This is a genomic window from Flavobacterium sp. W21_SRS_FM6 (assembly GCF_052119645.1).
In the GTDB taxonomy this organism is placed as follows: domain Bacteria; phylum Pseudomonadota; class Gammaproteobacteria; order Enterobacterales; family Alteromonadaceae; genus Paraglaciecola.
The window spans coordinates 84523-96751 of record NZ_JBGQOM010000010.1; the positions used below are offsets into that span (position 1 = coordinate 84523).

A 12229-nucleotide genomic window follows, 5' to 3' on the forward strand; every position below is an offset into this window, starting at 1 on the left:
ATATGATGTTAAATTGTTACCCGTAAGACTTCCAAATGAAGATAGGCGAAGAAAGAAAAAAATGAATCAACAAAAAGCCATATTTCTAGACCGGGATGGAGTAATCAATAAAGAAATCAATTATTTATATAAAATTGAAGATTTTGAGTTTATACCAGATACAGTAAAAGCATTAAAAATATTACAAAACCTAGGTTATTTACTATTTATCGTTACTAATCAAGCAGGCATAGCAAGAGGTTATTACACCGAACATGATTTTAACAAACTGAATAGTTGGATGTTAGCTAAATTCGAGGCTGCAGGTATTGTAATATCAGATGTTCAATATTGCCCCCATCATTTTGAAAGTGGAAAAGGTAAATACGCTATTGATTGTGAATGTAGAAAACCTAAACCCGGCATGCTAAATACACTAATTAAAAAATATAATGTTGATGTAAGCAAAAGTATTTTGATCGGAGATAAAGTGAGTGATGTAGAAGCTGCTGTGTCTGCGAACATCACAACACCGGTTTTAGTGAAAAGTGGGCATGCTTTGCCTGTAAACATACCTGAATATGTCAGTTGTGTGTGCGAAAACCTATACACGTTTGCAAGGCTAATGGAAACTAATGCAAGTTAACAAAACAACAATCAAAGCTTTTAAACAATTAAAGAACAAAAACGTTTTAATATTTGGGGAAGACACCCGTAGTTTTTTATCAGTAATTCGCTCGCTAGGCGAAGTGGAGATGAATGTGGATGTAGTCACTTTCTCAAATCGAACCCCTTCTTTAAAGTCAAAATACATAAGAAATCGTTACTACTTTAATTACCAAGCCTACGACCCAGCAGACTGGAATGCTAAAGTCTCTGATTTGCTGTTAACTAATGAATACGACATCGCGATTCCCTGCGATGAGAGGGCTCTCTACCCTTTGCAAACCTTTCAAGCTTCGTTAAACATTAAGACTCGTTTTGCTATTCCTAACACAGCTATCATGGCTCCATTGTTCAACAAAGTAGAGACTCGACTGATAGCGCAAACATGCGGTGTTTCTGTGGCAAAAGGGGCGTTATTGAATCTAACTTCAATCAGCTATAACGAACTAACTGAACAATTTGGGAGCCCTTTGGTTCTAAAACCGGTCCAGTCTTACACCTCTGAGCATCTTAACCAAAGGAACAGTGTTAGTATCGTTAAAGACAAAGATGGATTTGACGCTTTTCGTAAACATTACTCTGATTGTTTAATCGAAACTTACAATGCAGGGTACGGTGTAGGCATTTCTATTTTAGCTGTAAAAGGAGAGCTCTATGCTGCTTTTGCACATGAAAGAGTTGCAGAGCCTGAAAGCGGAGGGGGAAGTACCTACAGAAAGGCAAGTAAAATTGATCCTAGCATGCTCGATGCATGTCAAAAAATATGTAGTAAGCTAAGATTTGATGGTGTTGCAATGTTCGAGTTTAAATTTAACCCCGATACGCAAGATTGGATCTTAATTGAAATAAACGCTCGATTTTGGGGGTCTTTGCCTCTTGCTATTTTTGCCGGAGTCAACTTTCCAGCCATGTATGCGATGACTCTGCTAGATTATCCAATAGATCCAAAGTTTACTTATAATCCCTATGCTTACGCACGTAATTTTACTAGCGATATTTACGACATTAAATCTGACTTCGAACAACAACGTGAAAAACTTGGTTTGGGCAAAGCTTCTCTAAAACTTGCAAAACGTTTGGTTGGCTTTACCCGTTTATTGACTTGGCAAGAGAAAATAGATTCTTTTGATTGGCAAGATAGGGCACCATTTGTTGCTGAGTTTAAATCGTTATTTCAGGACAAAGTAGACAACTTACCAATCATAAAAAATAACATAAGAAAATCCAAAATATTGGATTTAGAACAAGTTTTGACTGAGCCACTTAATGAAATATTAGTCGTGTGCTACGGTAATATAATGCGAAGCCCTTTTGCAGGAGAGTTATTAAAACAGAAACTAAACGATGCGGACTTACAGCATATTAAAGTCGACTCTTACGGTTTTCATCAACACGAAAATAGATCCTGCCCTACTGAGTGTGTCGAATTAGCTAAATCGTGGCAGTTAGATTTAAGCTCCCATCGGTCTAAGTGGATCAAGCAAAAAGATATGAAACCTGAGGGACAACTCATACTGATATTTGACCATAAAAATCAGTATATATTAGACGAATATTATGAAGGATTTAACGCGATATCTCTCGCGGCACTAATTCCTGAATCCAAAGGCTACCATTCGCAAATTGAAGACCCTTATGAGCGGAATCAAGAATATTTAGCTTATTGTTACCAACTGATCGATCAAGCGCTTGATAATCTAGTTAGTCAAATCCAAGCTCACTACTCGTAACAGAGTGGATAGAAGCCCGTATTAAAACTTTGAATCTTCTTTTTTGTAAAACGTATTAAGAGCATCAAACTTTTTTATAATAACTCCAAATATGCAGTTTTGGTTAGTACCGAATTAATTAAGGCTCACTTTCAAATATTAGAGCTAGTACAACTTACCAGTGATCTGCCGCAGTCCTTCGTTAAGCATTTTTTTGAAAAACATTGACTCTTGTTTTCCTAATAAATCAAATTTTAATACCAGTAGTATTAGAGAAAAATACACAATTATTGCAGTTATTGCAGTTGTAAAAAATATAGCAAAAGCGCCAAAGGCTAAATCTTCAATTACAAATAAAGTAACTTGATTCATGATTACAGCAACAATTAGAGGACAAAAAATACACTTAAAAATACGTTTGATAGAAATAATCCCAAGATAACTGATCCACCATAAACCTGTAAAGGTAACCAACAGAGCTATGAACACCCTAATCTGGGCCATTTCAATTAGACTGTTGATACTCGAACTAAACAAAAATAATGTTGAAAAAGCCATGAGAAGAGTAACAGTATCGAAGTAGAATGATTGTTTCACTTTTCCTACAGCCACCATCAAATCAGCAAAAAAATCACCTAATGCAAAGATAACAACTAATCCTCCCAAACTCGCAATAACAGCGGTATAGGGTATCCATTGCTCACCTAAAACCAATTCTACCAGTGGCGCCGCAATTAGCGCCCATCCGAACGATATCGGAAAACCAATAAGCGCAATTATCGCAATTGATTTTGTAATTTGAGAGCGTTGATCTTCACTGTAGTTTTGTGCTTTGGCAATCGAAGTGAATAGAACCCCCGTAATAGGCGAAATGAGTTCTCGACTTGGAAATAAAACAAGATCCTTAGCTAAATGATAACCGCCAAGACCAGCTAAACCCGAGATATTAACTGCAAACCAAGTATCGAATTTAGACTTTAAATGCCCAACCACCGCTTTAGACATTACCCACTTAGAAAAATGAAACTGTGCTCGCCAATTTAATAAACCGAATTGCGTTCTATCACTTATCATCATGTAAGAAAGTAAACAATTTGCAACTGAAGCGAAAATAGCTCCGATTAATAAGGCCCAGTAGCTATGAAAAATAAAAGCTAGTGTTATGGTAACCAAACTAGATACAAGTTTGCTATACAAAAAAACCATCGAAAATGCTTTATACTCAAGGTCTTTCTTGTATTGAATAATCTCACCGTTCACTAAAGCGTTTATCAAAGGGAGACATGATGCGAGAAGTAAAGCGGGTATTAACGAAGCATAGTCATAATAGTAGGCAACAAAGGGACCAAGAACAGCCAATACTATTGTCGCCCCCGTTTTTGTTATCAGATTAGTAGTCCAAGCACAATTTAGGTCTTCTCGAGTTGAATGTTCTTTTTGAATATAATATTGCTCTGCACCTACGTTAGTAAAAGTCTCAGTTAATTGGATAGCTAGCATAATAATAGCTGCTATACCAAAAGCTTCAGGGGTCAGTAAACGAGCTAAGATAACGATTGAAATAAATCCTAGTAATCGATTAATCCAATTAACGATAACAACCCATTTAATACTTTTAATTATCTTATTATTATTGTTTGTAGGTGCATGCATAGGCAATTTCCCAATCGTTCTCAACCCTTCACAGCATAAATAACAATGCCGATAACGTTACAAATTTTTATCCGTTAAATAAATAAAAAAACTACAGCGAAAACCTGTGTCCCATTTATACAAATAAGTTAAGGCAAACGGTATTTATTACCACCTTAGTCAGGCTTGACCATAACAGTTTATATAGTAGTATCAACAAGTTTAATGTGGCATCAGAATTAGGTCGTTAATCTGCTTCTTTCTACTTTAAAATACAGAGCAAGAACATTCGTAATAGCGTGATGTTTTCTCAGGCGCTTTATAATTGAAGATTGTGTGTTTATCAAACTAAACATGACAATTTTAAAGTTAACAAATAATTATTTGCAGCAAAGGTAAAGCACAAATGCAGTTGTCTATCGTGATCCATACAGAAGAAGAGTTTGATTGGAACGGTGGTTTCTTTAAAGCAAATGATAACGTTACTCACGGAGAAAAACTAACTCAGTTTTGTAAAGCGCTTATTGCTGAGGGAGCAAAAATTACATTTGCCTTAGATTATGCGTTTGTGAATAGTCAAGAAGGCCATAAAGTTATTGATTTTTTTAAAACTCAGTACAACAACGTAGAATTTGCCACGCACTTACACCCCTGGGTAAACCCTCCCTTTGCCGAAGGAGACCAAGTAACAAACTTTAACTCTTACCCCGGCAACTTAGGCGAACAACTAGAATTTGAAAAACTAAAAAGCCTAACCAACATAATCGCCGAAGTATGTGGTGTAAAACCAACCACTTATTTAGCAGGGCGTTACGGCATTAGTGAACACACAGTAACTAACCTCAAAAAATTAGGATACAAAACAGACGTTAGTATTAGTCCTTTTTGCGATTTCACTCACCAAGAAGGTCCTAATTTCAGTAATTACAATAACGATATTTTTGTCAACAATGAAATATTATACTGGCCTCATACCACATCTGTATTGGCAATTACTCCCTCACTAGAAAGGTGGTTTAACCAAAAGCCCTCTCGTTTCGAAACCTATCAAAAGAATTTTATCAGTCGTTTACTGATGAAAGTTTTACGCGTAAAGCGCCAACGTTTATCACCTGAAGGTTTTGCACTGGCAGATTTAAAAAAAATAACGCGAGCACAGATGCGCTTAGGACAAAAGGATTTTATCTTATCGTTCCATTCACCCAGCATAAAAGCAGGTTTAACCCCTTACGTAAAAGAGCAGAAAGACGAAGACCATTTGTTAACGGTAACTATCGACTATATCAAATGGTTTCACTCACATAATTCTGGCCAATTTATTCTTGTTAAAGAAAAGGAATACGGAGCAAACGAAGCATGAAAAACGTAAATAACGACGTTTTTTTTACAGTCATAATACCAACACGTAATAGGCCAGACCTCTTCAAATTAGCGTTAGATTCAGTACTTGCGCAAAGCTTTAAAAACATAGAAGTGGTTGTTGTAAATGATGGTACTACTGATGAGTTTCTCGCTGCCTATAAAGCACTTGAAAGCCAATATGATGAAAATATACATTGGCGTTATCAAATTCGTCGGCCAAATGGCCATGGCCAAAGTTATTCTATGAATACTGGTGCTTATGTTGGCAATGGACAATATATTTGTTTTTTAGATGATGACGATTTTTGGATTGACGCTGAACATTTACAACGCGCTTACAATTCAATCATCAATGCTAAAAATACAGTGGATGCTTATTATACCAACCAAGACGCTTATTTTTCTGATGGTAAAAAACAACTAAACAATGTGTGGATTGAAGATTTAGCTAACAAAACGTCTGGTTTAGCTGTTGATGAATTTAATGCCTTTATGGTTAATGCTGAGTTTTTATTTTCTAGCGGTGGCTTTGCCCATTTAAACTGTACGATAATTCGTCGTAGTTTATATTTAGCAATAAAAGGTATGGATGAAAATATACGTTATGAATGTGATCGCGATATTTTTATTCGGACGGTTGATGCGGCTGAGCATATTTTATATTGCCCTGCGGTTATTTCTAAACATCATATTCCCGATCCTAAAAAATCAGACAATATGTCAACTTTAGTGAGCACATTTGAAAAACGTTTATATCAAATTACTGTTTATGAAAAAGCGATATTATTGTCACAAAAATCTTGTATCGTTAGCCATAGCCAATTGGGTTTGGCCAATATATTTAAACATATTACAGTAGAATATATACGCTTAAATAAAACTCGTGACGCACTAATTTTTGCAAAAAAAGCTTTGGCATTAAACAGTACGGTTAAATGGTGGCTGTATACTCAATATCTGCAGATATTAGCGACAGTGAGAAAATAACATGGAATTATATAACCATTTAAAAACAGTATTACGCCATCCGACAATAATACGCCCTTATAAACGTATTTTATTGTTAAGCCACATGCGTGCTAACACCAGTTTGTTTGGCCATATCTTAGGAAGCAACCCTGAAATAGAGGGCTACTACGAATTGCATATAGGCTACTATAGCTGGAAAAGCTTTATTAGACAGAAGTTAGTTTATTTTGCTGAACATCAACCGAAAAAAGAAGCAGTTTATATTTTTGACAAAGTATTACATAACGAACATACGGTTAATGTCGATCTGTTTGATAATGATGACATAATAATAATCATGGTACGCGAACCATTAGCAACTATAAAAAGCATTCAGCAACTTTTTTCAAATGTTGACAAAACACATGAATGCAACCGAGAGACCGCCGCGACAGAGTATTATATAAAACGGCTTAAAGAACTTACTGAGCTTGCACGGCGCTTAGAGGGAAAATTTTATTTCTTAAATGCTGATGACCTAACTCAAACGCCCGATACTGTTTTACCTAAGTTAACTAATTACTTACAACTAAAAACGCCGATAAATAAAAAATATCAATTATTCGAAAAAACGGGAAAAGAAGGTGCCGGTGATAGCTCTAAGAATATGACGAAGGGTGAATTACAAGCCAAAATAATGCCTACACCTGTATATTCTACCCCGGCAGAGCAAGAGCTTGGGGAGCTTTATCAAAAAACTATTACAATACTCGCAAGCCTAGCTCTTGCTGTGGTGAAATAAACATATGATAAAAAAATGTACAAACTTAATTAACGCTAATACACAGTATCTTATTAGTAAATTGAAAATAAAAAAAATCACTGATAAAAAAATAAATAAAAATAAAGCAGAGATACGATTGTTTTCTATTATGAAGAATGAATGCCTTCGATTGCCTTATTTTCTACAATATTATAGAGCTCTCGGTGTTGAGAATTTTTTCATTCTCGATAACGACTCAAATGATGGAACCAGAGAATATTTATTAACACAACCTGATGTAAATTTATTTTTTACGAACGAAAGCTATATAAAGCAATTAAATTGGCGTTTATTTTTATTAAATAAATATGGCCAAGGACATTGGTGTGTAACGGTTGATGCCGACGACATTTATGTTTATGCGCACTACGAGCAAAAAAACCTGCGTGATGTTATAGGTTACCTAGAGCAAAATAACTACAATGCTATGAAAGCTTTATGGGTTGATATATATTCGAACAAACCTATATCACAAACCAATTATAAAATAGGCACTGACTTTTTTGACACTTGTCACTATTTTGATGCTAATTGCATCAGTGAAAGCCCCAATACACGGGTGTTTGGTTGGCGAACAGAATTTGATAAAACACCTTTGATAAAATATCAAAAAGGTATGTACATAGACAAAGGTTTTCATCGAGTTAATGGTAAAGTTAATTATGCAAAAACAACGTCGGTAGTTTTTCATTTCAACTTTTTTTCTGATTTTATTAAGAAAACCACGAGAGAGGCCACTCGTGATGTATATTTTAATGGTGGCGCAAAGTATAAAAAATATAAAGAAGTATTAGATATTAAAAGTGATTTAACTTTGTATTATCAAAACTCTATTGCTTATAAAAACAGTCAACAATTAATAGAACTGGGAATAATTAAAATTTGTAAAAAATACATTAAAAATAAAGAGCTTTGATGTTTATCAACCCAACCTCTGTAAATAGAAATATCATTAATGACTAAAAAAAGTCTTTTCATAATATTAATTTTAGTACTATGAAAACATAATGCATTCAAATTATTAAAAGTGATAACATTTAAAATGAATATTGAATATATTTTATTAACAACGAATGAAGCTTTTGCACAGCATTGTGCTGTTTGTATAAGCTCATTAATTGCCAATAATTCAGATACTTTTTTTAGTATTGTAATTGCTTCACTTGAGTTGTCAAATGACACAAAAGAAAAGCTGTCAAGTATGACAGAACCTAATCGATGCTCAATTAACTTAGTTGAATTCGATAAAAATAAATTGGATGCATTACCACAAATAGGTTATTACTCAAAAGATATTTATTTACGCCTTTGGGTTGATGAATTCTTCGCAGATTCGACGCCAGACAAAGTATTGTATTTAGACGCAGATACCATTACCGTGGATTCACTAGACGAATTATGGCAACTAGATATGCAAGATAACTTACTTGCTGCAGTAGACATACCTGATTCAACAAGCCATAACCGATGTCACCTTCCTTTAGATATAGGTTATTTTAATTCCGGTGTTTTATTGTTTAACGTACCGCTTTGGAAAAAAGAACGCTGCCTAGAACAAATTATTACTTTTCTCAATGATAATAAAGCAATCGCCTTAAACCCAGATCAAGACGCATTAAACGGGTTGTTTTATAATCGCCGAATTACGTTAGATTATACTTACAACGCTATTTCACCATTTTTTAGAAAAGCAGGCTTCCCATCTCTAACGAGAGAAGCACTAAGCACAATTAGAAAAAATGTAAAAATAGTTCATTTTAACGGTAAAGCACGGCCTTGGTTATTCAGCTGTAATCATCCTTACCAACAAAAATATCTGCAATACTTAGCTACTACCCCATGGAAAGCCTCACCATTAGAAGAAAAATCTTTCGTAATGGCCATTAAGAAGAAACTTAGAATATTTCTTAATAAAGAGACTTTTGTACAAATAAAGAAACTCAAGGGTCAATAATTAATGGCACGGAATAACGCCATAGATACTTTTAGATTTATTGCTGTTTTTGCGGTTATCATAATTCATACCTCCCCTTTTTCAAATCTTGATTCTGGTTATATTTATATATTATTTAACCAATTATCACTATTTGCGGTACCTTATTTTTTTATTATTAGTGGTTACTTTTGGGGGCGTAAGTTAAATAAAAATTTAGTGTTGAAAAGCTTTAATCACACTTACCGTTTTTGTATAAAAATATTCACTATTTTTATATTTTGGTCGATTTTTTATTTTTTTGACATCGTGCTTAGTGGCAGTAATGACAACATTGGGTTTAGCATTACTAATACATACACTTTATTTACTAACGATCTACTAAAGCTAGCTTTGGAGGGGACGAAAGTTCATTTATGGTTTTTGCCTTCATTAATCATAGCGGCACTTATCACAGCAGTTTTTCTATACCTTAAGCGAGTTAAAAGCTTAATTTTCTTTTCAATATTCCTGTATGTATATGGTGTTGTAGCTGGGGCTTATCAGCTTAATATCGACTTGGTAGAAAGTACCTATTATCGCAATGGCCCTTATTTCAGTACTTTATTATTTGTTACTGGCGTTTTATTAAATCAATTTAAAATTAATAACAAAACGTTAAAGTTGGGCATCCTAATATTTGTTAGTGGCACTGTATTACATTTTACTGAAATCATGAGCTTGTATATTTTTAGAGGAATATACCCGACACATGATTATGTTATTGGTACCTATTTCATGGGCCTTGGTATATCTTTATTAGCGATTAGTAATAGCCATTATTTACAATCGGTATTTTTAAGTCGCTTAGGTAAATATACATTAGGCATATACGCGAGACATTTATTTGTCATTGGTAAATTGAGTACATATAAAAAACTGTATTTATCTGTTTATTGGGATGTTATTTTTATACTAATCGTTACGGTAATTTCATTAATATTAATTTGGTTTTTAAATAAACTTCCTTTCACTAACAAATTTGTTAAATAATTATGTCAAATAAGAATGAATTAATCGCTTTAACTTCTATACGAGGAATTGCAGCAATCTGGGTGATTTTATACCACTTTTTAATCCCTTTTAATCGCGATGTTGCCTGTGTTAGCTGCTCGGTTACAATGCTAGAAAGAAGCTATCTTGCCGTTGATTTATTTTTTGTCTTAAGTGGCTATATACTCGCACTGGTATACGCTAAAACATTTGATGAAAATAATAATGTACCTACATATTTTCGCTTTATTAAAGCACGAATTGCTCGAATATATCCGTTACATCTTTTTTGTTTATTAATTTTCGTTTTGTGGCAATTAATCATGTTATTAACAGTAACTGATCATACATTAAACTCACGTAACAATAGCGAAACTTTCTTTTATAACATCTTTTTAATACATGCTTGGGGCACATGGAATGACGTTAGCTGGAATTATCCCTCTTGGTCAATTAGCGCTGAGTTTTTTGCCTATTTAACCTTTCCTATAATGCTTGCCGTTATAAGGTTTCATAAAGTCATTAAAAGTCTCGTTTTGTTAATTTCAATTACTTTAATATTAATTTATCCGCATTTACACGAGCTCACCATTGGAAATGGCCAAGCGATATACCGTTGTTTAATAGGATTCTACTTAGGTGTTGCTGGCTACCTATTATTCAAAACGATAAAGTTATCCTATCTAAAAACGACATTTATTCAATACAGTTTATTACTGTTAATTGTTTTATTAGTATTCTCTGAGGTAAGCGATAGTTGGGTTATGCTGTTGTGGTTCCCATTGATTTTTAGCCTATCAAATGATCAAGGTGGTTTAGCTGAATTACTTAAAAATAAATTTTTGCATTTTTTGGGTGTGGTCTCATATTCAATCTATTTAATACATGTCATTGTTATGATGGTATATCGTGATTTAAGGGTACATTTTTTTAATGCCCCACCAAGCCTAGGCTTAATCATGGAAAGCATTCTTATGCTGAGTCTAGTTATCATTACCGTTGTGCTTTCCAAGTATACTTATACCTATGTTGAATCTAAATACAGGAAGTTAATTAAATAACTATGCGAATTCTATTTTTAAGTGCTCATAAATATTTACCTGAACTTTGTGGTGGCATGGAAATTAACACCCACGATATGATCAAGCTATTAATGCAACAAGGCCATCATGTCAGTGTATGCGCAGGTTTTTTAGGCGGGGGGATCTTAGGTTTAAAATCACGTATTAATCGCCTATTAAAAAGCTACCAGTGGGTAGAATCTAAATACACAAATTACAATGTTTATAGAAGCTTCAATATTATTGATGATGTTGTTGATATTATTAACAAAGAAAAACCTGATTGTGTTATATTACAAGGCGGCGCTAATTACTACGAACTACTAGACAAAATAGCGCTTAATTTTGAAACGCTAAAAGTAATTAGTTACTTTCATACTCCCGATGCATTACCACTAAATAATGCAGCCGCCTTACCTAAAAAATTTAAATATATTGCCAATTCACAATACACAAAAAATTTACATGCTGATAAAAACATTGATTTAGTTTTACCGCCGCTCTTTTTTAAAGAAAACTATATAGTAGATAACGCAAATGGCAATTACGCTGTATTAGTTAATCCGTCAATACATAAAGGTGTCGAAATTGCTTTAGCGCTTGCAAATAAAAACCCCGATGTTGATTTTTTATTTGTGGTCAATAACAAATCAAAAAAGATAGATTTTTTGGCACAACATCTGCCAACAAAAAACATTGAAATAGTGGGGCCTTTTTCGAATATGAAAGAGGTATACAAACAAGCAAAAGTCATTTTAATGCCTAGTATATGGAATGAAACTTGGGGACGTGTTGCAACCGAGGCTCATTATTCTTCGATACCCGTGTTATCCAGTAATAATGGTGGTCTTCCTGAATCCGTGGGAATTGGCGGTATATCTTTACCCGCAAACTCCAGCATAGATGATTGGAATGAAGCGTTTTGTCGTCTATGGTATGATACTAATGGTGAATACAAAAAAGCCGTTATTGAACACGCTAAACGCGATGAAATAGACCCAAAATGGAATGTGAATAGCTTAATCAAGTTAATTACATCCATGTAAATCGGAAGAATCTAACAATTACAACATCCTCAAAACAC

The 12229-nt window shown here is 34.1% G+C and carries 11 protein-coding genes; 10 read left to right on the forward strand and 1 reads right to left on the reverse strand.

Annotated elements, in window-relative coordinates; all coding sequences use genetic code 11:
- Nucleotides 1–61: 61 nt before the first annotated feature.
- Together gmhB and ACEN2L_RS16120 are read left to right on the forward strand one after the other, a co-directional pair.
- On the forward strand, nucleotides 62–625 hold the full coding sequence (gmhB, locus tag ACEN2L_RS16115) for a D-glycero-beta-D-manno-heptose 1,7-bisphosphate 7-phosphatase (protein WP_306023715.1): 564 nt from the start codon (nucleotides 62–64) through the stop codon (nucleotides 623–625).
- The gene (locus tag ACEN2L_RS16120) at nucleotides 615–2375 is read left to right on the forward strand and encodes an arsenate reductase/protein-tyrosine-phosphatase family protein (RefSeq protein ID WP_441745155.1); all 1761 of its coding nucleotides are present in this window, start codon (nucleotides 615–617) and stop codon (nucleotides 2373–2375) included. The genes gmhB and ACEN2L_RS16120 overlap by 11 nt, the downstream gene beginning before the upstream one ends.
- A 144-nt stretch (nucleotides 2376–2519) precedes the next feature.
- Here the strand turns inward: ACEN2L_RS16120 and ACEN2L_RS16125 are convergent, their stop codons facing one another.
- Nucleotides 2520–4007 carry an oligosaccharide flippase family protein gene (locus tag ACEN2L_RS16125; RefSeq protein WP_441745157.1) on the reverse strand — a complete coding sequence of 496 codons (1488 nt, stop codon included), beginning with the start codon at nucleotides 4005–4007 and terminating at the stop codon, nucleotides 2520–2522.
- A 385-nt stretch (nucleotides 4008–4392) separates the two neighbouring features.
- Between ACEN2L_RS16125 and ACEN2L_RS16130 the strand changes: the two genes are divergently transcribed.
- The 8 genes from ACEN2L_RS16130 to ACEN2L_RS16165 all read left to right on the forward strand — a co-directional run bounded on the left by ACEN2L_RS16130 (nucleotide 4393) and on the right by ACEN2L_RS16165 (nucleotide 12191).
- A complete protein-coding gene (locus ACEN2L_RS16130; RefSeq protein WP_441745159.1) occupies nucleotides 4393–5346 on the forward strand; it encodes a hypothetical protein in 954 nt (317 codons plus the stop codon).
- The gene (locus ACEN2L_RS16135; RefSeq protein WP_441745161.1) at nucleotides 5343–6335 is read left to right on the forward strand and encodes a glycosyltransferase family 2 protein; all 993 of its coding nucleotides are present in this window, start codon (nucleotides 5343–5345) and stop codon (nucleotides 6333–6335) included. Before ACEN2L_RS16130 ends, ACEN2L_RS16135 begins: the two co-directional genes overlap by 4 nt.
- 1 nt (nucleotide 6336) lies before the next feature.
- A complete protein-coding gene (locus tag ACEN2L_RS16140) occupies nucleotides 6337–7098 on the forward strand; it encodes a hypothetical protein (protein ID WP_441745163.1) in 762 nt (253 codons plus the stop codon).
- Between the two features lie 4 nt (nucleotides 7099–7102).
- Nucleotides 7103–8035, forward strand: coding sequence for a glycosyltransferase family 2 protein (locus ACEN2L_RS16145; RefSeq protein WP_441745165.1), 933 nt, complete (start codon nucleotides 7103–7105; stop codon nucleotides 8033–8035).
- Nucleotides 8036–8161: 126 nt separating this feature from the next.
- A complete protein-coding gene (locus ACEN2L_RS16150) occupies nucleotides 8162–9073 on the forward strand; it encodes a glycosyltransferase family 8 protein (protein WP_441745167.1) in 912 nt (303 codons plus the stop codon).
- A 3-nt stretch (nucleotides 9074–9076) separates the two neighbouring features.
- Nucleotides 9077–10084, forward strand: coding sequence for an acyltransferase (locus ACEN2L_RS16155; RefSeq protein ID WP_441745169.1), 1008 nt, complete (start codon nucleotides 9077–9079; stop codon nucleotides 10082–10084).
- 2 nt (nucleotides 10085–10086) lie between these two features.
- Complete coding sequence (locus tag ACEN2L_RS16160; protein WP_441745170.1) at nucleotides 10087–11145, forward strand: acyltransferase family protein; 1059 nt, start codon at nucleotides 10087–10089, stop codon at nucleotides 11143–11145.
- Nucleotides 11146–11147: 2 nt separating this feature from the next.
- Nucleotides 11148–12191: a glycosyltransferase gene (locus ACEN2L_RS16165; protein ID WP_441745172.1), complete on the forward strand. Its 1044-nt coding sequence runs from the start codon at nucleotides 11148–11150 to the stop codon at nucleotides 12189–12191.
- Nucleotides 12192–12229: the final 38 nt, after the last annotated feature.